General features: G+C 66.3%; 17 protein-coding genes. 14 read left to right on the top strand and 3 right to left on the bottom strand.

The genetic code is table 11. The features are described 5' to 3' along the window. Window positions 1-77: 77 nt before the first annotated feature. The 7 genes from KBI5_RS16970 (at window position 78) to groL (ending at window position 7,391) form a co-directional block, all read left to right on the top strand. Window positions 78-1,130 (top strand): FAD-binding oxidoreductase, encoded by a 1,053-nt coding sequence (locus tag KBI5_RS16970; protein ID WP_085015797.1) that lies wholly within the window; start codon window positions 78-80, stop codon window positions 1,128-1,130. A 56-nt stretch (window positions 1,131-1,186) separates the two neighbouring features. Then, on the top strand, window positions 1,187-2,290 hold the full coding sequence (locus KBI5_RS16965; protein WP_011436928.1) for an aromatic/alkene monooxygenase hydroxylase subunit beta: 1,104 nt from the start codon (window positions 1,187-1,189) through the stop codon (window positions 2,288-2,290). Beyond that, window positions 2,287-2,652: a propane 2-monooxygenase effector subunit MimD gene (gene mimD, locus KBI5_RS16960; RefSeq protein ID WP_011436927.1), complete on the top strand. Its 366-nt coding sequence runs from the start codon at window positions 2,287-2,289 to the stop codon at window positions 2,650-2,652. Before KBI5_RS16965 ends, mimD begins: the two co-directional genes overlap by 4 nt. Window positions 2,653-2,739: 87 nt before the next feature. After that, window positions 2,740-3,777 (top strand): amidohydrolase family protein, encoded by a 1,038-nt coding sequence (locus KBI5_RS16955; protein WP_011436926.1) that lies wholly within the window; start codon window positions 2,740-2,742, stop codon window positions 3,775-3,777. Next, window positions 3,774-4,490 (top strand): iron-sulfur cluster assembly protein, encoded by a 717-nt coding sequence (locus KBI5_RS16950; RefSeq protein WP_011436925.1) that lies wholly within the window; start codon window positions 3,774-3,776, stop codon window positions 4,488-4,490. Before KBI5_RS16955 ends, KBI5_RS16950 begins: the two co-directional genes overlap by 4 nt. A gap of 36 nt (window positions 4,491-4,526) precedes the next feature. Continuing rightward, a complete protein-coding gene (locus KBI5_RS16945) occupies window positions 4,527-5,552 on the top strand; it encodes an NAD(P)-dependent alcohol dehydrogenase (RefSeq protein ID WP_085015796.1) in 1,026 nt (341 codons plus the stop codon). A 189-nt stretch (window positions 5,553-5,741) separates the two neighbouring features. After that, window positions 5,742-7,391: a chaperonin GroEL gene (gene groL, locus KBI5_RS16940; RefSeq protein WP_085015803.1), complete on the top strand. Its 1,650-nt coding sequence runs from the start codon at window positions 5,742-5,744 to the stop codon at window positions 7,389-7,391. A 278-nt stretch (window positions 7,392-7,669) separates the two neighbouring features. Here groL and KBI5_RS16935 read toward each other — a convergent pair whose 3' ends face one another. The 3 genes from KBI5_RS16935 to KBI5_RS16925 form a co-directional block, all read right to left on the bottom strand. Beyond that, the gene (locus KBI5_RS16935) at window positions 7,670-8,878 is read right to left on the bottom strand and encodes a metal cation transporter (RefSeq protein ID WP_011436922.1); all 1,209 of its coding nucleotides are present in this window, start codon (window positions 8,876-8,878) and stop codon (window positions 7,670-7,672) included. Further along, window positions 8,875-9,756: a multicopper oxidase domain-containing protein gene (locus KBI5_RS16930; RefSeq protein WP_085015802.1), complete on the bottom strand. Its 882-nt coding sequence runs from the start codon at window positions 9,754-9,756 to the stop codon at window positions 8,875-8,877. Before KBI5_RS16930 ends, KBI5_RS16935 begins: the two co-directional genes overlap by 4 nt. 486 nt (window positions 9,757-10,242) lie before the next feature. Then, entirely contained in the window at window positions 10,243-12,090 is a 1,848-nt protein-coding gene (locus tag KBI5_RS16925; protein ID WP_085015801.1) for a helix-turn-helix domain-containing protein, read from the bottom strand. Window positions 12,091-12,272: 182 nt separating this feature from the next. Between KBI5_RS16925 and KBI5_RS16920 the strand changes: the two genes are divergently transcribed. The 7 genes from KBI5_RS16920 to KBI5_RS16890 are packed head-to-tail and all read left to right on the top strand — an operon-like array spanning window position 12,273 to window position 21,504. Beyond that, window positions 12,273-14,186, top strand: coding sequence for a hydantoinase/oxoprolinase family protein (locus KBI5_RS16920; protein ID WP_085015795.1), 1,914 nt, complete (start codon window positions 12,273-12,275; stop codon window positions 14,184-14,186). Window positions 14,187-14,238: 52 nt separating this feature from the next. After that, entirely contained in the window at window positions 14,239-14,667 is a 429-nt protein-coding gene (locus KBI5_RS16915; RefSeq protein ID WP_043591636.1) for an acetone carboxylase subunit gamma, read from the top strand. Window positions 14,668-14,689: 22 nt separating this feature from the next. Beyond that, on the top strand, window positions 14,690-16,816 hold the full coding sequence (locus KBI5_RS16910) for a hydantoinase/oxoprolinase family protein (RefSeq protein ID WP_011436917.1): 2,127 nt from the start codon (window positions 14,690-14,692) through the stop codon (window positions 16,814-16,816). Between the two features lie 35 nt (window positions 16,817-16,851). Next, the gene (locus KBI5_RS16905) at window positions 16,852-19,176 is read left to right on the top strand and encodes a hydantoinase B/oxoprolinase family protein (RefSeq protein ID WP_085015794.1); all 2,325 of its coding nucleotides are present in this window, start codon (window positions 16,852-16,854) and stop codon (window positions 19,174-19,176) included. 34 nt (window positions 19,177-19,210) lie between these two features. Further along, the gene (locus tag KBI5_RS16900; RefSeq protein WP_085015793.1) at window positions 19,211-20,023 is read left to right on the top strand and encodes a hypothetical protein; all 813 of its coding nucleotides are present in this window, start codon (window positions 19,211-19,213) and stop codon (window positions 20,021-20,023) included. Between the two features lies 1 nt (window position 20,024). Further along, window positions 20,025-20,816, top strand: coding sequence for a CoA transferase subunit A (locus KBI5_RS16895; RefSeq protein WP_011436914.1), 792 nt, complete (start codon window positions 20,025-20,027; stop codon window positions 20,814-20,816). A 1-nt stretch (window position 20,817) separates the two neighbouring features. Next, complete coding sequence (locus KBI5_RS16890) at window positions 20,818-21,504, top strand: 3-oxoacid CoA-transferase subunit B (RefSeq protein WP_085015800.1); 687 nt, start codon at window positions 20,818-20,820, stop codon at window positions 21,502-21,504. Window positions 21,505-21,683 lie beyond the last annotated feature (179 nt).

Below are 21,683 nucleotides of genomic sequence, written 5' to 3'. Positions count from 1 at the left end.
GGGGCCGCACCACCGAGGCGCGGCCCGGGCGGCTCGCCCGGATACGACGGGTTTTTCAAAGCAGGAAAGAGACGGGCATGAGCGACACCCACCGGGTCCGGTTCGAGCCGGTCGACGTGGAGATCGAGGTTACCGAGGACGAGACCGTGCTCGACGCGGCGTTCCGCCAGGGCGTCAACCTGATGCACGGATGCAAGGAGGGACAGTGCTCGGCGTGCAAGTCCTTCCTGCTTGACGGTGATGTACAGATGGGCCGCTATTCGACCTTCGCGTTGGCCGATTACGAAAGTGATGAGGGCTACATCCTGCTGTGTCGGGCGCACGCCTTCAGCGATCTGTCGGTCGAACTGGTCAACTATGACGAGGACATGATCCGCTCCGGCCTTCCGGTGCGGACCATAGAAAGCACTGTCGTGGAGACGGAAGATCTCACCCACGACATCACCCGGTTGCGTCTGGACATCACCGGTTCACCGGACTTCATGTTCCATCCGGGTCAGTACGTCGATATCACCATTCCTGGTTCGAGTGAACACCGTTCGTTCTCCATGGCGAACATCTCGGCGGCGGAAGGCTATCTCGAGTTCATTATCAAGAAGTATCCGGGCGGGCGTTTCTCCGGACTTCTGGAGGACGGTCTGCGCCCCGATGACCCACTGACCGTCACCRGGCCGTACGGTGCTTTCACGCTCCGGGTGAGCTCGGACCGTCGGATCGTCTTCATCGGTGGTGGCGCGGGGATGGCCCCGATCCTCTCCCTGCTACGCCAGCTGGCGACGAAGAACAGCGAGCGGGAGGTCGTCTTCTACTACGGGGCTCGTGCCCCCCGCGACCTGTTCTATGTCGACGAGATCCTCCAGACCGGTGCGTCGATTCCCGRCTTCACGTTCGTCCCCTGCCTGTCCGACAGCATGCCGGAGAACTCGGACGATATCGGCCATCCCGTGGAAAACGGGTTGGTAACCGATATAGTGGACCGGCGCGAGACCGACATCGCATCCTGCGATGTTTACTTGTGTGGTCCGCCTCCCATGATTGACGCGGCATTGCCGCGGCTTGAGTCGAGTGGGGTCCCGAAAGAACAGATCTTCTACGACAAGTTCACTATCACGGCCGCCGCCGAAAGCTGACCGGTCATCGTCACCGGTCGGCCATCGGTTGACGACCTGCCACGAGGAGCACAGGCATGACGCAAGTCACGGGTAAGACCAGGAGCTTCCCCAAGCCGGAGTTCACCGACGCGGAGGCGGGCGCGTTAACGTTCCCCAGCTCCACCAGCCGTGTGTACAACTACTTCAAGCCGCAGAAAATGCGGGCGACCATGTACGAGGACGTCACCTTCGACGTCCAGCCGGACCCTGACCGCTACCTGGCCCAGGGCTGGATCTACGGTTTCGCCAAGGGACCCGGCGGATATCCGCAGGACTGGACGGCTTTGCGCTCCTCGGACTGGCATGCCTTCCGCGACCCCAATGAGGAGTGGGAGCAGACCATCTACCGGAACAACTCCAATGTTGTCCGGCAGATCCAGCAGAACCTTGAAAACGCGCGGGCGGCCCATGCCTACGACGGCTGGTCGCGGGGGTGGACCAAGTTCGTCGAGCAGCACCTGGGCGCCTGGATGCACGCTGAGAACGGTCTGGGCCTGCACGTGTTCGTCGCCGCTCAGCGGTCGGGTCCCACGAACATGATTAACACTGCCATCGCGGTGAACAGCGCGCACAAGCTCCGCTTCGCCCAGGACCTCGCCCTGTACAACCTGGAGTTGGCCGAGTCCCTGCCGGGGTTCGACGGATCGGCCCACCGCAAGGTCTGGCACGACGACCCGGTGTGGCAGCCGGTGCGGGAGAACGTCGAGCGGATCACCGCGGTCGCTGACTGGGCGGAGGCACTCGTCGCCGCGAACATCGTGTTCGAGTCGCTGGTCGGCGTGTTATTCCGCAGCCACCTCGTCATGCAGATCGCCGCCCGTAACGGCGACTACGTCACGCCGACCCTGGTCGGAACCGGCGAGAACGACTACGAGCGCGACCTGCGTTACACCCGCGCGCTGCTCAAGCTTCTCATCACCGACGAGAAGTTCGGCGCAGGCAACGTCGAGACCCTTTCCGGCTGGTTGTCCCGGTGGGTTCCGCTGAGCTTGAAGGCGGCCCATGAACTGCAGCCGATCTGGTCGCAGCCGCAGGAGAAAGTCATCACCTTCTCGGAATCCCTCGACGCTACGGTCAACGGATTCCGGGCCGTCCTTTCCGACCTTGGTCTGCCCGAGCCGAAGGAGCTGACGCAGTGACCACCGCGAACGGAAACCCAGAGCTCGGTAAATCCAATAGAACCTCGTCGAACATGTGCGGCGTCACCCTGATGAACAACCAGAACGGATATGTCGTCGCCGACGTCATGCGGAGCAAGCCCGGTATCCGCGTCGAGGAGTATCCGTCCATGATCCGGGTTGACGGCGAACGTAAGATCGAATTTGACTTCGACGAGATCTCGGATGCGCTCGGTTTCGATTTCGGTGTGTCCGACTTCGAAGAGATCATGTCCACGCACTACGGCCGGATGGTGCATCTCGACGACAAGACCGTACTGTTCGCCAACCCCGAGGACGCGGCGGAGTACATCGATTTCGATCTGAAAGTCGTCACTAACTGACCTGATCCGAGGCGAACGGCACGGTCCACGCCGGGCTCATCCGGCCCGGCGTGGACCGGCCGTGATGATATTTCGGAGGATATCCACATGTACGTCAAGGACAATGAGCGATACTTCATCGTGGATTCCCACCTGCACTTCTGGGATGGGAGCCCGGAAAACCAGGCGAACCGCTACGGCAAAGGTTTCATCGACTGCTTCTACGATTACCATGTGAATCTGAGCCCGCAGGAGTACCTCTGGCCGCGGGAAAAGTTCCAGAAGTACTCTGCGGAAGTCATGGTGAAGGACCTGTTCGAGGACGGTTACGTCGACAAGGGGATCTTCCAGCCCACTTATCTGACGGACTTCTACCGGAATGGTTTCAACACCACCGAGCAGGACGGCGCGCTCGCCGAGCGGTACCCCGGCAAGTTCATCGTGAACGGCGCCTTCGACCCGCGTGACGGCGAACTGGGCCTGTCGAAGCTGGCGGACCTGGCGGCACGCTGGAACCTCAAGGGTGTGAAGCTCTACACGGCGGAGTGGAAGGGCGAGTCCAAGGGCTACAAGCTGACCGACCCGTGGGTCTACCGGTATCTGGAGAAGTGCCAGGAACTCGGCATCCGCAACATCCACATCCACAAGGGCCCGACGATCTACCCGTTGAACCGGGACGCGTTCGATGTCGCCGACGTCGATGATGTGGCCACCGAATTCCCCGAGCTGCGGTTCATCATCGAACACGTCGGACTGCCCCGGTTGGAGGACTTCTGTTGGATCGCCACGCAGGAGCCCAATGTCTACGGTGGRCTCGCGGTGGCCATGCCGTTCATCCACAGCCGGCCGCGCTACTTCGCGCAGATCATCGGTGAGCTCCTCTACTGGCTCGACGAGAACCGGCTGACCTTCTCGAGTGACTACGCGATCTGGCACCCCAAGTGGCTGGTCGAGAAGTTCGTCGACTTCCAGATCCCGGCGGACATGCAGGCCGAGTACGGCGTGCTCACCCCCGACATCAAGCGCAAAATTCTCGGTCTCAACGCGGCCGCGCTCTACGACATCGAGGTACCGGCCGAGGTTAGCGGGGCGGGCAGCGGTTCTCCGGCGTCGACGCCTCTCGTGGGCGCAGGGCAGTCCGTATGACCACACCCACAGTAACCAGTAGGACCGGCCTGGCCGCGGACGTCTGGGAAGCTTTGGGGCGGGTGTACGACCCAGAGCTCGACCAGCCCGTCACCGAGCTGGGATTCGTCCGTGCTCTGGTGGTCCAGGACGGGCGGGTGCAGGTTCGGCTCAGACTCCCGACCTACTTCTGTGCGCCGAACTTCGCCTACCTGATGGTGTCCGACGCGCACGACGTGGTGAAGGAGCTGCCAGGAGTCACCGAGGTGGACGTGGCCCTGGAGGATCACTTCGCTGCCGAAGAGATCAACGCCGGAGTCGCCGCCGGAGACGGTTTCCCGGCGAGTTTTCCTGGGGAGGCCACCGGAGGCCTCGACGACCTGCGGATGACCTTCCTGCGYAAGGCGCACACCGCCAGCCTGGAAGGCGCGGCCAAGCGCCTGGTAGCCGCGGGCTGGTCACCCGAGTCGCTGGATCGGGCCCGGCTGGCGGACATGCCGGAGTCACCGGAACGACGCAGCCTGCTGCGCCGACGGGATGCCCTCGGACTGTCCCTGGCTCCCGAGGCGCCGCTGTTCGTTGACGACGACGGCCGTCCGATCGATCGCGAGGCGCTGCCCCTCCGGCTGCGGTTTGCCCGGACCGTCCGGGTGACGATCGACGCGAACACCACGGTCTGCCGCGGTCTGCTGGAGACGCGGTACGGCACGGTGGACCGCACACCCATGACGTGACAGTGACGTGACAGCGACGAACGTGGAGGTGGGCCGATGAGGGCCGTCCAGGTCATCAAGTACGACAACGCGCCGCGGCTGGTAGACGTCCCCGAGCCCAAGATCCTCCATCCGCTGGACGTGGTGGTCAGGATCGGCGGCGCCGGTGTCTGTCGGACCGACCTGCACATCATCGAAGGGCAGTGGGAGCAGAAGTCGGGCGTGACCCTGCCGTACGTGCTCGGCCACGAGAACGCCGGCTGGGWGCACGAGGTCGGTTCGGCGGTGAGCGACATCGCCGTGGGCGACCCGGTCATCCTGCACCCGCTGGTCACCTGCGGGCTATGCCGGGCCTGTCGGGACGGCGACGACGTGCACTGCGCCCGGGCGTCCTTTCCCGGAATCGACAGCGACGGCGGCTACGCCGAACTGCTGCGGACCAACGCCCGGTCGGTGGTCAAACTCGACCCGTCGTTGCAACCGGCGGATGTGGCGGCACTGGCCGACGCCGGACTGACCGCCTATCACGCGGCACGCAAGGCAGCCGCGGCGCTGAGTCCCGGTGACCGGGTCGTGGTGATCGGAGCCGGCGGTCTGGGCCACATCGGTGTGCAGGTGCTGCGTGCCCTCACCCCAGCCGAGATCATCGTCGTCGACCGCTCCGCCGAGGCGTTGCGGCTCGCCGGCGAACTGGGCGCCGACCACACGGTGCGGGCCGACGGCAGCGAGGTGTCCGCGGTACTCGATCTCACCGGGGGCAGCGGCGCCGAGGCAGTCATCGACTTTGTCGGCGAAGGCGGTGCGATCGAGGCGGGTGTCGCCATGCTGCGTCGCGCCGGTTCGTATTATGTTGTCGGCTATGGCGGGGTGCTGAACGTCTCCACCATCGACATCATTTCCACTGAGATCAACTTCATCGGTAACCTGGTCGGATCGTACAGCGACCTCGTTGAGCTGATGGTTCTCGCAACCCGTGGCAAGGTCACCCTGCACACGAGTGCCTACCCCCTGGCAGAGTTCCACCAGGCGCTCGACGACCTTCACCACGGCAAGGTGCGCGGTCGGGCGATCCTGATCCCCTGATCTACTGATCACTCGGACCCGATCTGTGCGTGGCTCGGGAACCCAGGGCTCCGGCGGCGCGACTGTGCGATCGGATCGGGCTCCAGGTGGGGCTGGTTTCGCCACCATGCCCCGCCAGCTGCTCGCAGCCACGATCGTGCCGCCATCGGCCCGCCTTGACGGATGCGGAGCGGAAGGACTGAGGAAGAGATGGCCAAGGATCTGCGGTTCAATGTCGAGGCGCGCCGCCTGCTGGAGGCCGGGGTCAATGCCCTGGCGGACGCCGTCAAGGTGACTCTGGGTCCAAAGGGCCGCAACGCCGTCATCGAAAAACTGACCGGGCCGCCCACCATCACCAATGACGGTGTGACCATAGCCAGGGAGATCCAGCTGCGTAACCCCTTCGCCAACATGGGGGCGCAACTGGTCAAGGAGGTCGCGACCAAGACCAACGGCACTGCCGGCGACGGAACCACCACCGCCACCGTGCTCGCGCAGGCCCTCGTCCGGGAGGGTCTGCATGCCGTGGACGGGGGCGCCAACCCGATGTTTCTCAAGAACGGCATCGAGGCTGCCGTGGCCGCCCTGCTAGAGGAGTTTGAAAAGTACCGGGGAGAGGTCGAGGGCGAGGCCGATCTTGCCCGGGTGGCGACCCTCGCCGCCAACAACGATGCCCGGATCGGCGACGTCGTGGCCGCGGCCCTTGGCCGGGTCGGCTGCGACGGGGTGGTCACGGTCGAGGAATCCCCGATCTTCGGACTCGAGGTCAGCTTCGTGGACGGTATCGAGTTGGACAACGGGTACCTCTCGCCGTACATGGTCACCGACACCGAGCGGATGGAGGCCGCCTACACCGACCCCTACATCCTGTTGACCAACGAGAAGATCTCTCAGGTTCAGACCCTGATGCCAGTCCTCGAGCTGGTCACCCGGGCCGGCGGCCAGTTGATCGTCTTCGCGGAGAACGTCGAGGGACCGGCACTGGGCATGCTGGTCGCCAACAATGTGCACGGGACCTTCCGGTCCGCGGTGGTCCGGGCACCCGGTTTCGGTCACCGTCGGTTGGCCGAGCTCAACGATCTCGCGGTTTTTCTGGGCGGTCAGGTGATTACCGCGGATGCCGGGCTTTCCCTGGACCGGGTCACCCTCGGCCAGCTCGGGCGTTGCAAGAAGGCCACCATTACCGAGCATGCGACTACGATCGTCGACGGCGCCGGTTCCGCCACCGAGATCCATGCCCGGATCGACCAGCTCAAGCGGGAGCTTGAACGGGCGGAGAACCCCCACGACCAGGACACGTTGCAGACCCGGATCGCCCGGTTGTCCGGCGGCGTCGCGGTGATCCGGGTCGGCGCCGTGACCGGTGTGGAGTTGAAGGAGAAGCTGCACCGGGTCGAGGACTCCCTCGCGGCGGCACGGGCTGCTCTCRCCGAAGGTGTCGTGGCGGGCGGTGGTACCGCACTGCTGCAAGCGGCCTCGGCCCTTGACAAGCTCACGCTGACCGGCGACGCCGCCGAAGGCAGGGAGATCGTTCGGCGGGCCATCGCCGAACCACTGCGCTGGATCGCGATCAACGCCGGCTACGACGGCGACGAAGTGGTCAAGCGGGTCGCCGAGCTGCCGCGCGGTCACGGTTTCAACGCCGCGACCGGAGAATACGGGGAGATGGCCGGCTTCGGTGTCATCGACCCGGTGAAAGTTACCCGTTGCGCGCTGCAGAGCGCGGCGTCGATCGCCGCGCTGTTGCTGACAACGGAAACCCTGGTTGTCGAGGAGGTCATCGGCAACCCGGGTGCCGTGATCGCTCCCGGATTCGGGGATCTCGCGGAGGGCCTGGTCCGGCCTTCCAACATCGCCTGATCGTCAGGCGGCCGGTGGGCGTGTCGGCAGCTGCCGACACGCCACGGCAGGAACGGTCTCGCGTCCGGTCAGCACCACCGTTTCCGGAGCGGATGACGCCGGTCCGGCGGGCCGCCTACCGCCGGACCGGCTTCGCGACCAACACGGAAGTGATCGGACAGCTGTCCCAGCCCGGTCAACCGCTTTTCAACGTCGAACTGACAGCGGGAGCCGGTGGCGGCCTGGAGAACTCCTGCCGCCACCGGCTCCCGCTTCTGTGCCTGGGGGTCCATCCGCGCTCAGCCGGTGAGCAGTCCGGTGGTGTACATGACGGCGATGCCGGCGAGGAATCCCCCGAGGACGTGACCGGTGCCGAGCCCGCCGGGTGCCCGGCGGGCCAGGCGGCGTCCGATCTCGACGACGACCTGCAGGGCTGCTCCGACCGCGATGGACAGGAACAGCACCCCGAGGACGTCGTTGATGAGGAATCCACCGATCCAGGTTCCGGCTATGGCGGGCGCACCCGCGACAAGCGCGAGGCTGACGAGCCGGGGCGCCTTCACCTCGGACTGTTCCGCGAGCGGGGCCGCGATGCCAAGTCCCTCGGTGATATTGTGGATCATGAATCCGACGATGAGGAACGTGCCGAGGACGAGCTTTCCCAGCGCGAAGGAGGAGCCGATGGCCAGGCCCTCACCGAGATTATGCAGGCCGATACCGATCGCGACGAGCGTTGCCAGCGTGGCTCCGCTCAGCCCGGCACCGGTATTGCCGGACAGGCGGCTGGCGACGAAGGTCAGGGCAAGGTAGCTGGCGGCGACACCGAACAGGACCACCCCGGTACCGTGCAGGCTGGTGGGCAGGCCGGCCTGAAGTTCGAATGCCTCGCCGAGGGCGTCGAAGGCCACGAAGGTGAGCAGACCAGCGGTGAGCGCCAGAAAGCCGCTGGTCCAGCGGGAGTCGGCCCGGCGTAGCGAGGGCAGCCAGGCCAGTCCGAGCGCGATCGGTACCACGCCGACGAGGAAGCCGATGATTGTGTAGCCAAGGATGCTGCGGCCGGTAACGCCGGGCGTCTCGACCGCCGCTGTGATCTTCTTGCTGGTCTGGATTCCGGTGGAGCTTGTCACCCCGACCGCGATCGGCTCCTCGGGTATCCACGGGTAGGGGACAGCAATGGTGGCCGAACGCAGATGATGCAGGACGCTTCCACCATCCACCGTGAAAGGCACGATCGCGTCGTCGACTGTGACCACGGCGATGGTGAGGTCGGCATGCTGGGGGTTGGTGACGTGGATGCGGATCTCGCCCGGTTCGAAGACGACGCGGCGAACGGCGAATTCGTCGGGTGCGGGAGGATTGGCGCGGATGAGTCCGGTTAGTGACGTTCCGGTGGACGTGAACAACCAGACGACCGCACCGAGCAGGGTGATCGGAACCAGCGCCCACAGCCGCCAGCGCAGGCCGCCCGACCGCGAGGCCTCCGGGAACCGTCGGGATTCGCTGGTCATGAGTTGGTCACCTCGAAAAATCCCATCCAGCCGAGTTCGGCGAACTCCGACTGGTGGGCATGGAACATGAAGCGGCCCGGGTAATGGAATTCGATCTCGATGATCCCGCGTTGGCCCTGGCAGAGCATGACCGTGTCCGTGTACTCGTACTGGTCCCCCGAGCCGGTCGGGTAGTAGCGGAAGAACTCGCCGTGCAGGTGAAACGAGTTTATGAGATCGAACTCGGTCAGGTTGGCCAGGTAGATCCGGACCAGTTCGCCGCGTTTGATCTGGATGGGATAGCGCGCATAGTAGAAGGCGCGCCCGTTGACCGTGTAGAAGTTGTTCTCACCGTCGCCGTCGGTATCGAAGCCGTTCATGACCATGACGAACTCCCGCGCCGTCGGGCGTGGCTGCGGTGGATCGATGATTAATGCGCCGTAAAGGCCCTTGGCAATATGTTTCTTGAGCGGCGTCGCGTGGCAGTGGTACATGTGCATCCCGTAGGGGGTCGCCGGGAAATTGTAAACGAAGGTTCCACCGGGATCGACGATCTCGAAGACACCATCCATATTCGCTGGGTGTATCCCGTGGAAATGAATGGTATGCGGGTGCATACTGCCGTTGGTGAACCGCACGCGTAGCAGGTCACCCTCGGTCGCGCGGATGACCGGACCGGGAACCGTGCCGTTGTACGTCCAGGCCGGGAAGGTGACACCCTGCGCAATCTCGATCTCCTTGTCCATAGCGAAGATCTTGTATTCGCGCACTCGGCCGGGCTGATGTACCAGAGCCGGCGGCGGGTGGAGGAGGTCGTCGAGGTCGTGGGGGCCGCCTGGTGYCGGGACCCCGGGGCCGATCATCGCCCCGTGGCCTGTGGCCGGATGGCTTGCAGGCATCGAGGTGTGCTGTTCACTCGAGGTGTGCTGCTCAGCTGCCGTGATCGAGGCCGCAAGCGTGGTGATGGGCGCCGCGGCGATCAGCGGGGCACTGGCCAGCAGCCCGCGTCGCGTGGCTTTCCCGTACTCACTCACCGCGCCTGCCCGAACTCCGCCGACAGTCTGTCGATCAATAGGTAGGTCTCACGCATCGCCGTCGGGCGCTGGCGGCTCATACGACTCCTTACGGTGTGAGCGCGGACGGTCACCGAAGCCAGGGCGGGTCACTGGTTGGGCTGTACTCGGGGTGACGACCACGTCATTCGGGTGATTTGCATCACACAACATCACACCCCATGGGCGGCGGGAAGGCGGTCTCAACATGAGACGGCTGCACGGGCTTATACCTCTCCGCTTCATGCGGACCGCCGGCGCGGGGCATGCCCTGGTTCAGACTGAGCCAAGGGCGGTCCGTCCCACCGGGGACGCGTCAGGCGGTGATGCCCGTCAGGCGGTGATGCCGTAGGCCTTCAGCTTGCGGTAAAGGCCGGACCGCGACATCCCGAGCCTGGTGGCCGCCAGCATTCGGTTGCCCTCGGTCTCCTGGAGAGCGGCGACGATCGTGTCCCGCTCGGCTGCCTCCAGCGGGGTGAGCACGTGCCGCGAGGTGGTCTGGCAGTAGGCCGGCAGGTCCTGGGCCTGGATCTCCCCGACCGGTCGCCGCCGCAGCGCGTGTTCGAGGGCCTCGCGCAGCTGGGAGACGTTGCGTGGCCAGGAGTAGCGCGCGATGATCCGCTCGGCGGCTGGGCTGAGCCGCACCTTGCGGTTGGGGGCCATGTCGCGCAGGACCGACGAGGTGATGGCGGTGAGGTCATCGGTACGGCATCGCAGCGGCGGCACAGTGATCGCTACCTCGAAGTGGCCGAGGAGTGCGTGGAACGGCAGGTCGGAGTCCAGTGAGGAGTCCGACAGGGTCGCAACGAATGAGGTCGGGTTGTCGAGCCTGCCGATCGCAGTGAAGAACACGTCGAGCTGTTCGACCCCTTCGGTGCTGGCCTGGTCGACATTGCGGACGATGTAGAGGGTCGGCTCTGGCTTGCCCGCGAGCAGTGAGTCGATGTCGGTCTCGGAGTTCTCGATGGTCAGCTGGGAGGCGTCCATCGACACGCTTCGGCCGCCCGGGTGTGAGGCGTGGAAGATCTCGGCGACCAGGGTGAACTTGCCGGTGCCGGTCTCACCGAGCACGATCGCCGGCTTCTTCGCTATGAGGGCTTCGCGCAGCTTGTCGCACGCGCGTACCCATGCCGGTGACCGACCACCGGTAATGGTCTCGTGCGGCCGGTACAGGTCGCCGGCGATGCGGGAGGTCTGCAGGGTCGCGACCGCGATCTGTGGCAGCACCTGCTCGGTGAAGTCGCCCGGCGATCCGGCCTTCTCCGTGGCGACGAGGTCGGCGATCACCACCATGCCGGCCACCTCGGAGCCGGCCAGGATCCGGGTGCCCCGGATATGGACCATGCGTCCCCCCGGCAGGACCAGGGTGTCGCTCACCCGGTCGCGGCGGCTCATGAGGAAGGTCGCGTGCTCGCGCAGGGTCAGCTGCTCGCTGGCGTCGAACAGGCCCTGGGCCGGGGTGTTGGCGATGAAGACCGAGTCACCGAAGGCGAAGACGGCCTGTCGGGACGCCCGGRCTTCGACGCGCAGGTAGGTCTCGAAAACGGCCTGCTGGGACTGGCTGCGATCCAGTAACAGGTTGCGGCTGATGTCCTTGGCGGCGCTCTTCACCAAGGTGTGCATCAGCGGGCTCCAGGTCTGGGTGAGCGTGGAGATGTCCAGCACTCCCTCCACCCGGCCGGTGAGAGGATCGATGACCGGGGCGCCGGTGCAGGCGAAGCATTGCAGGGGCTCGGTGAAGTGCTCCGGCCCGACGATGCTGACCGGCTGACCGRCCTCGATCACGGTGCCCACACCGTTGGTGCCCATCATCGACTCGGAGTAGTTGAACCCTGGCGCGAATTCGACCCTGTCGAGCAACCGCCCGACCGTCGATGACAAGTCGATGCGCTGAACCAGCCTGGCCCTGTGGTCGGTCAGGGCGATGACCAGCGGGAGGTCCGCGGTGTCGTTGCCGAGCTGAGTGAGCACCGGGCGTGCGCAGCGCACCAGCCGGGACCCGGTGTCGATGTCGTCGATGTAGTCGCTGTGCGGCCGTGCGCTGTCGACGCCGGCCGCCTGGCTGCGTTCCCATGATGCCGCGAGCACGTCGGGGACACCGACGGCACCCGCGCGGCCGCACTCCAGGAAGTCCGCCCGGGCTGCGGCCACCCGTAAGAGGCGGTTCGCGGTGTCCGGCATGTGCACCTCCTCGGGGGTCCTGGATGGCCCCGTGGAAGAACATCGTGGCTGAGAGCCACGCCACATCCAAGAGCAGTGAGTGTCCAATTTTGGGACACCGACACCCGGTGGGACACCAGCAGGGTTGTCCCAACAACGGGGCCTGCGCATGGAACCCAGGGAGTCACGAACCGAGGAGCGTCATGGACACCCTGATCAACATCGACAACGGTGGCACGCTTACCGACATCTGCGTCTGGGATGGCGACCAGTTCACCTACACCAAGTCCCTCACTACTCCGCACGACCTGTCGGAGTGCCTCTTCGACGGGATCGAGAAGGCCTCGGTCGCCCTCTACGGCGAAGCCAACACGGAGAAGCTGCTGCACGCTACGCAGCACATCCGATACTCGACCACCCAGGGCACCAACGCCCTGGTCGAGCGGCGGGGYCCGATGATCGGCATCCTCACCACGATGCCGGGCCTGTTCGAGCGGATGCGCGGCGGTGAAGCCGAGAAGGACCTCTTCGACGGCCTGATCGCCGACCGGATGCTCACCATCGACATGGGCGCGACCGATGAGGAGATCGACTTCGAAGTCGTCCAGCGGATCAACCAGCTCACCACCCTGGGCGCCGCCCGGGTGGTGGTGGCTGGTGAGTCGCCGGAACAGGAGCGTCGCCTACGCAGCGTGTTGCTGCGCAAGTTCCCGCGGCACCTGCTCGGCTCGATCCCGCTCCTGTACTCGTGGTCCCTCGCCGGCGACCGGGACCACCCGCGTCGGGTGTGGTCGTGCGTGCTCAACTCGTTCCTGCACCCGACCATGGAGCGGTTCCTGTACGGGGCGGAGCGGCGGCTGAAGTCGTACAGGGTGCTCAACCCGCTGCTGGTCTACCGCAACGACGGAGCCTCCTCGCGGGTGGCCAAGGCGGTGGCGCTGAAGACGTACTCCTCCGGGCCGCGCGGCGGCTTGGAAGGTACGGCGGCGCTGGCTCGCACGTACGGCCTCGATCACACGCTGATGATGGACATCGGCGGCACCACCACCGACGTGGGGGTCGTCCGCGGCGGCGCGGCGGCGGCCGATGAGCGCGGCACCATCGAGGGCGTCCCGATCTCCTACCCGATGAGCAACGTGCACTCGACCGGGGTCGGTGGGTCCTCGGTGATCTCGGTGGTGGACGGGCAGATCATGGTCGGGCCGCGCAGTGTGGGGGCGGCCCCCGGCCCCGCCTGCTTCGGCTTCGGTGGCAAGGAAGCCACGATCACCGACGTCAACCTGCTGCTCGGCGTCCTCGACGCCAGCACCTACCTCGACGRCACCTTCCGGCTCGACGCCGACCGYTCGGCCGCGGTCATCACCGAGACCATCGCCGAGCCGCTGGGCATCAGCCTGGAGGAGTCGCTGATCCGGATGGAGCGGGCCTACTTCGAGGCGCTGGCACACTCCTTCGCGCACCTGATCGAGGAGAACTCGACCCTCATCGCCTTCGGTGGCGCCGGCCCGATGAGCGCCGTTGGTGCCGCTCGTCCGGCAGGGGTGAAGAAGGTGCTGATCCCGCGGATGGCGGCGGTCTTCTCCGCGTTCGGCATTGCCTTCTCCGACATCGGCAAGACCTACGAGGTCGGCGTGCCGGAGCCGACCACGGCAAGCACCGCGGCGACGTACGACGAGATGCTTGCCCGGGCCAGGCGCGACATTTTCCAGGAGGGCTACGACCTCGACGACTGCCGCACCGAGGTACTGCTCACCATCGAGGAGACCGACGGGTCGCCGGTGGAGACCAGGCCGTACCAGTCCGGCGACGCCGCGGACTTCCCCGGGAAGCAGGTCTCCCTGCAACTGTCGGTGACGGCCGCGCTGCCGCACCCCGACGTTGCTCCCGACACCGACGTGCCCGCGATCCGGGTGACGAGCAATGAGACCCGCCTGGTCCGTTCCGCGCCCGACCAGGTCGACAAGGTGCCGGTGTTCGTGCTCGCCGAGATGCCGCCCGGTGGAAGTGGCGAGGGCCCGGTGATCGTCGAGGGCCCGTTCTTCACCGCCCGCGTGCTGCCCGGCTGGCAGTTCCGGGTCACCGCCTCGGGGGACCTGCTGCTGACCGACACCCACTGACCTCCCCTGACGGCCCCGAGCGTCCCCTGACAGCTACGAGAGGAAAGTCATCATGCGGGTCCCCATGACCGAATACCTGGTCATCGACCTCGACACCGAGCGCTGGGTCTGCCGGGTGTGCGGCCGCGACATCTGGTCTGCCCACGGGAACTACAAACTCGGCTGCCTGGTCTACGACCGCGACCCACGGGAGATCCACCAGCCGATCATCGATCCCGACCGCTACGAGTTCACCTTTTCCCCGGACCCGACGTACTGCCGGATCCTGGAGTTCTACTGCCCCGGCTGCGCCACCCAGATCGAGACCGAATACGTGCCCCCGGGACACCCGCCGACGGCCGATCTCGTCATCGACGTCGCCGCGCTGCGCACCCAGTGGGAGGAACGCGGCGTCGACCCCGAGCAGGTCCACAACTACGGGCCCGGCGAGGACGCGCAGAAATACACCGCCATGCACAAGGCGACCGGCCACATCCGCTGATCTCGCAGGGAGAACCGAGACAATGAAACGTATCTCCGTCGACATCGGCGGCACCTTCACCGACTGCTTCTTCGTCTGGGACGAGACCTACGTCGAGGCGAAGGCGCTGACCACGCACCACAACCTGGCGCTGGGCTTCAACGAGGCGCTCGACCTGGCGTGCAGCCGGGCCGGACTGGACCGCGGCACCGTGCTCACCGAGGTCGACTCGGTCCGCTACGCCACCACCCTGGGCACCAACGCTCTCATCGAGCGCAAGGGACCCAAGGTGGGGGCGATCGTCACTCATGGCTTCGAGGACACCATCCCGCTCTCCCGCGGCCGGGGGTACGGCGAGGGCCTGGACTACTCGATGCAACAGAACCTCCCGGCAGCCGAACGGCCCGAACCGCTGGTGCCGCGCTACCTGATCCGCTCGGTCAAGGAACGCGTCAACTCGGCCGGCACGATCGTGGCGAGGCTCGATCCCGAGGACGTCCGCACGGTGGTCCGTGAGCTGGTGGATGCCGGCGCCGAGGCCCTGGTGGTCTCGCTGGTCAACGCCACCGAGAACCCCGAGCACGAGCTGGCGATCCAGGAGATCATCCTCGACGAGTTCCCGGCCCACGAGCTGGGTGCCATCCCGGTGCTGCTGGGCCACCAGGTCTCCGGTCGCAAGGGCGAATACGTGCGGGCGACCTCCACCATCGTGGACGGCTTCCTGCACGAGATCATGTTTCACGCGCTCAGCCAGCTCTCGAACAACCTGCGCGACGCCGGCTACGGCAAGCCGATGCTGGTCATCCACAACTCCGGTGGCATGGCGCAGATGAACTCCACCGACGCCCTGCAGACCATCCACTCCGGTCCGATCGCCGGCGTCGGCGCCGCGGAGCACCTGTCGAACGAGACGGGCCTGGGCCATGTGATCTCCACTGACATGGGCGGCACGTCCTTCGACATCGGCCTGGTGCCCGAGGGCGGCGTGAAGCACTACGACTTCCTGCCGACCATCGACCGCTGGCTGGTGTCGGTGCCGATGGTGCACCTCGACACGCTCGGTGCCGGCGGCGGCTCCATCGCGTCGTACGACCGGATTCACAACTCCATCAAGATCGGCCCGGAGTCGGCCGGCTCCAACCCCGGCCCGGCCTGCTACGACCGCGGCGGACTGCGTCCGACGGTGACCGACGCCGACCTGTTGCTCGGCTATCTGGACCCGGACAACTACGCCAACGGCTACATCAAGCTCAACCCGAAGCGCTCCCGGTTCGCCGTCGAAGAGAACCTGTGCGACCAGCTCGACATGGACGTTCTCGCCATCGCCCGCGCGATCAAGGACGGTGTTGACGAGCAGATGGCGATCGGCATCGGCAAGGAGCTGCGGGTGCGCGGCTACCTGCCGGAGGACTTCACGATGCTCGCCTACGGCGGCAACGGTCCGCTGCACGCCTGCGGTATTGCTCGCCATGCCGGCATCAAGCAGATCCTGGCCCCGCCGTTCTCGTCGGTGTTCTCCGCCTGCGGCGCCGGCAACATGAAGCAGCTGCACTTCCACGAGCGCGGCGTGCACATCACGATGTACAACGCCACCTCCCGGTCGCTGTACGACAAGTACGAGGAGTTCAACGCGATCGTCGAGGAACTCGAGGCCCGGGGCCGGGAGGACCTGGTGCGTCAGGGCTTCGCGGCCGACGACGTGAAGTACCGCCTGGAACTGGACATGCGCTACGGCAACCAGCTGCTCACCCAGGCCGTCGCCCTCGACATCAACCGGATGAACGGTGTCGGCGACGTACTGCACATGATCCGCACCTTCGGTGATGTCTACAGCCACCGGTTCGGCGCCAGCAGCGCGGCACCCGAAGCCGGGATCCGGGTGGGGACCGTGCGGGTGGCCTCCTACGTCGACGGCGACGTCGTCAACTTCGACTCGCTGGAGGCCGGCGGCGAGCGCACGGTGCCGACCGAGGTGTCGCACCGCAAGGTCTACTTCATCGGCCAGGACGACTCGATCGAGACGCCGGTCTACGACCAGGCCGCGCTGTCGCACGAGCGGGTGATCCCCGGCCCCGCGATCGTCACCACCGAGAACACCACCTACCTCGTCGAGCCGGGCTGGCGTCTGGAGCCGACGGTGCAGGGCGCCGTCTGGTTCCTGCAGGACTGATCGAGTACACCGTCGAGCGCACCAGGGAGAAGACGATGACTGTCACGGACGACAGCGCCACGCAGGAGCAGGCCGCCGAGCAGAACACCCTCACGCCCCAGGAGCGGGAGTGGGTCGACCAGTTCATGGACGAGACCACCCTCTTCCTCGGTCCCGACCCGGTGATCATGCGTGACCACTCCATCCAGGAACGGACGTCGCGGGAGGAGACGGCGATCGCCGCCGGTGTCGACCGGCTGGTGGTCGAGCGGATCCGCAAGCGGATTGCCGGTGCGCTCGACGAGGGCTACGAGATGTGCGAGGCGCAGGGTGCCGCGCCCGGGGCGAAGTGGGGTGACCTGAYGACCGCGATCTACACCGCGGCCGGGGACGTGTCCTACCTCTCCTGCCACGGGGTGATCGCGTTCTCCGCGATCCTGCACCACCCGATCCGGTACATCATGAAGTACTGGAAGGACGAGCCGACCGTCGGTATCCACGAGGGCGACGGATTCATCCACAACGACGCCCGGTTCGGCAACGTCCACAACACCGACCAGTCGATGATCATGCCGATCATACGTGGGGGTGAGATCATCGCGTGGGTGGCGGCGACCATCCACGAAGGCGAGAACGGCGCCTGCGAGCCGGGCGGCATGCCGTCGGGCTCGGAGACCCCGTTCGACGACGGCCTCCGGATGAGCCCGTTCAAGATCGTCGAGCGTGGTCATCTGCGCCGGGACCTGCTGACCTTCCTCCAGCACTCGGTGCGCGACCCCAAGCTGCAGCTGGCCGACCTGAAGGTGAAGATCACCGCGGTACGCAAGATCATGGAGCGCATCGACAAGGTCATCGACGAGGTCGGCGTCGACACGTTCGTGGCGGCCCTGCGGGTCACCGTCGAGGACGTCGACGCGGAGGTCCGCCGCCGGATCTCCGAGCTTCCCGACGGCACGTACTCCTTCAACCAGTTCATGGACTCGACGCTGAAGGAGAACATCCTCATCAAGATCGCCTGCAGGATCCACGTCAAGGGCGACAAGATGACCGTCGACCTGCGTGGCACCGGACCGGAGATCATCAACCGGGCGATCAACTCTCCGCTGTGCTCGGTGAAGTCGATGATGATGCAGGCGATCCTGGCGTTCTGGTGGCCAGACCTGCCGCGCTGCACGGCGGCGATGAGCTGCATCGAGATCATCTCCGACGAGGGCACCTGGGCCGACGCGTCCTACGACGCCCCGATGGGACAGTCGCTGCAGGCCTCGTTCCGAGGCTTCTCGATGATGCAGGCGCTCTACGGAAAGATGTCGTTCTCCACGCCGCACAAGTACTCGAACATCGTGGCCAACTGGTTCAACCAGATCAACACGTTCCTGTGGGGCGGTGTCACCCAACACGGCGACATGGTCGGCAACCTGTGTGCCGACCTCAACGGCATGCCCGGGGGAGCCAAGCCCTTCCGGGACGGTGAGGACGCCGTCTCGCCGCTCTTCTGCGCCATGGCCGACACGGCCGAGCAGGAGGTCATGGAGGAGGAGGTGCCCTTCATGCAGCTGGTGGCCAAGCGCCTGGTCCGCGACAACATGGGCTTCGGCAAGTTCACCGGCGGCATGGGCTACGAGATGATCGTGGCCGCCGAGGGCACGCCGGAGTGGGGCTTCATGACGGTGACCTCCGGAGCGAAGTTCTCGTCCATCTACGGCATGTTCGGGGGCTACGGCTGCGGCACCTACCCGCTGGCGATGGTCAAGGGCACGAATGTCTACGAGCACATTCGTCGGGACAACAAGAAGTTCGACCTCTCGATCGAGAAGGTCATGAACGAGCGTCCGTTCCCGGACGGGAAGTACTCGACCTATCACATGGGTCTGCAGTACGACCGCGCCAAGGACGGCGAGCTCTACATGATCTCCCAGGGCGCCGGTGGTGGGTACGGCGACCCGCTGGAGCGCCTGCCCGAGTCGGTGGTGCGCGATGCCGAGCTCGGCCGGATCAGCCAGAAGGTCGCCGAGGAGATCTTCGGTGTCCGCTATGACCCGATCACCTTCCGGCTCGACGCCGAGGGCACCAGGCAGGCCCGCGAGCGGGTCCGCCAGACGCGCCTGACGCGCGGCAAGCCCTACGCGGAGTTCGTCAAGGATTTCGTCACCGAGGAGCCGCCGAAGGACCTCCTCTACTACGGCTCCTGGGGCGACGACACCAAGGACCTCACCGCCACGGTGTTCACCATCGACGGTCCCCAGCGGGTCAAGGCGCCGCTGAAGGAACTGCCGATCATCGTGATTCCGGACCGCCGGGAGCTGAAGATCGCGGCGCTGGAGGCGCGCGTGCGGGAGCTGGAGGACAGGCACGGCGAGGACGTCAAGCGTCTCGCCTGAGGTTTACGGAGCCCTGAGGTTCAAGGAGCACTGAATGTCTTCTCTCACTGCCCTGCTCGCTGCCGCGCCCGGCGGCCGGGCGCTGGTGATCGACCACGACGCCTACGCGACGGCAGTGCTACGGCAGGGCAGCGAGATCCCCTGGGGTGACCTCGCCGCCCTGACCGGGCACGTCGCCCAGGTCCAGGCCCTGCTGGATCCGGATGCGGTGTTCGTCAATGCCGAGGCGTTCTACGACGCGTATCTCGCGGCGACGCCTGACCTGGTGAGCGCGCTGGGGAAGCGTAGCCGCACGGGCTATGCGTTACGCACCCTGCTCGGTGACGAGCCCGCCGTCGAGCGGTTGGTCCTGACCATGCGCACGCTGGCGGACTCGACCCGGCGACGGGTCGTGCTGTCGGTGCCGTCGCCCGCGAGGTGGTTGCTGCGGGCACATGACCGGGCCGGCACGGGGCTGGACGAGGTGAGCGAGGACCACGCCGACAGCGCCTCCATGTACCTCGCCGAATGGCTGGGGCGCTTGGGGTCGCCGCCGCTGGGACTGCTGCTCCTTGATGCCCGGGCCCGCCGCGGGGACTCCGCCACGCTGGAGTTCCCGGAGCGGGCGGGTGGCTATACCTCGCTGACCAATGTGGCCGGGCACTTCGACTGGACGCTGGCGGTGCGATTCGCCTCCTCGGTCGACKTGGCCGGCGATGTCACGCGGGCTGTCGTCCTTCCCGATGCGTTCTGGCACGGCGAGGGCGAGGCGCCTCGTGACGAAGCCCGGCTTGTGCTGACCACGATCCCGGCCGATGCGCCGCCCGAGACGGTTCTGCTGTGCCGGGCCCTGCTGAAGGAGGGGTGAGATGGACAAGGTCGTGGCGTCGGCGCAGGAGGCGGTCGCCGATATTCCGGTCGGGGCCAGCGTGGCGAGTGGTGGTTTCGGGGTCTGCGGCATCCCGTCGGTGCTCCTTGCCGCGCTCGCCGAACAGGGGGCCTCGGACCTGACCGTCATTTCCAACAACTGCGGGATCCCGGGTGTGGGTAACTCGCTGCTGCTGGAGGGCGGGCGGATCCGCCGTCTGGTGGCGTCGTACGTGGGGGAGAACAAGGAACTGGAACGGCAGTACCTCTCCGGGAAGGTCGAGATCGAGTTCAACCCGCAGGGGACGCTGGCGGAGCGGCTGCGCGCCGGTGGAGCCGGGATCGCGGCGTTCTACACCCGCACCGGCGTCGGCACGCAGGTCGCCGACGGCGGGCTGCCGATCAGGTACGACGCCTCGGGCGAGGTGGCGCTGGCCTCGCAGCCCAAGCCGACCGAGGTCTTCGAGGTCGACGGGGTGCCGCAGGTCTTCGTGCGGGAGACGGCGCTGCGGCCGGACTTCGCCCTGGTGCGGGCCCGGCGTGGTGACCGGCACGGCAACCTGGTTTTCCGCAGGGCCGCCCGCAACTTCAACCCGCTCTGCGCCATGGCCGGGAGGGTGACGATCGCGGAAGTGGAGGAACTCGTCGAGCCGGGTGCGCTGGATCCCGACGAGATCCACCTGCCCGGAGTCTTCGTGCAGCGGGTGGTGGCGTTGACGCCCGGCCAGGCCGCGGACAAGGGGATCGAGCGGCTCACCCTGCGTGCCGTCACAACCGCTGCAGGAGGTGCCTGAGATGCCCTGGTCCCGGGACGACATGGCCGCCCGTGCGGCGGCGGAACTCAACGACGGGGACTACGTCAACCTCGGCATCGGTCTGCCGACGCTGGTTCCCAACCACGTGCCCGACGGCGTGGAGATCGTGTTGCAGAGTGAGAACGGCATCCTCGKCCTGGGTCCCTACCCGGTCGCCGGCGAGGAGGACCCGGATCTCATCAACGCCGGCAAGGAGACGGTGACGACCGCGACGGGAGCAAGCTTCTTCGACTCCGCCACCAGTTTCGGGATGATCCGTGGGGGGAAGATCGATGCGGCGATCCTCGGCGCCATGCAGGTCAGCGAGCGCGGGGACCTGTCGAACTGGGTGGTGCCCGGCAAGCTGGTCAAGGGCATGGGGGGCGCGATGGACCTGGTCCACGGCGCCCGCCGCGTGATCGTTCTGATGGAGCACTGCGCCAAGGACGGATCGCCGAAGATCCTGCCCGCGAACACGCTCCCGCTGACCGGCACAGGTGTCGTGCAGCGCATCATCACCGACCTCGCCGTCATCGACGTGACCTCCGATGGTCTGGTGCTGGTGGAGACGGCGCCGGGCGTCACCGCCGACGACGTGCGGAAGGTGACACCGGTACGGCTGGCTCAGGTGGGCACGAAGCCTGGTGCCGGCGTGGCGGGCGGACCTGCCGGGGTGTCTTGGCAGTGACCTGCCGGGGTGTCTTGGCAGTGACCTGCCGGGGTGTCTCAGCAGTGAAGGGTGTCTGAGCGTTGAAGGGACTGGATGTGGACCACGACGTGGAGATCGTGGGCTGGGGTCATACCCCGTTTGGCCGTCTGCCCGAGGAGACTCTGGAGTCGCTGATCGTTGCCGCCGCGCGGGAGGCG

This window comes from Frankia sp. KB5, from assembly GCF_002099325.1.
In the GTDB taxonomy this organism is placed as follows: Bacteria; Actinomycetota; Actinomycetes; order Frankiales; family Frankiaceae; genus Frankia; species Frankia casuarinae.
The sequence above is the reverse complement of the archived record's forward strand: the minus strand, read 5'-3'. Positions and strand labels throughout refer to the sequence as shown.

Excerpts from the sequence above, each read along its gene's own strand:
- KBI5_RS16965 (WP_011436928.1), top strand. The coding sequence starts at position 1,187 with ATGACGCAAGTCACGGGTAAGACCAGGAGCTTCCCCAAGCCGGAGTTC.
- KBI5_RS16935 (WP_011436922.1), bottom strand. The coding sequence starts at position 8,878 with ATGACCAGCGAATCCCGACGGTTCCCGGAGGCCTCGCGGTCGGGCGGC.
- KBI5_RS16915 (WP_043591636.1), top strand. The coding sequence starts at position 14,239 with ATGCGGGTCCCCATGACCGAATACCTGGTCATCGACCTCGACACCGAG.
- KBI5_RS16910 (WP_011436917.1), top strand. The coding sequence starts at position 14,690 with ATGAAACGTATCTCCGTCGACATCGGCGGCACCTTCACCGACTGCTTC.
- KBI5_RS16895 (WP_011436914.1), top strand. The coding sequence starts at position 20,025 with ATGGACAAGGTCGTGGCGTCGGCGCAGGAGGCGGTCGCCGATATTCCG.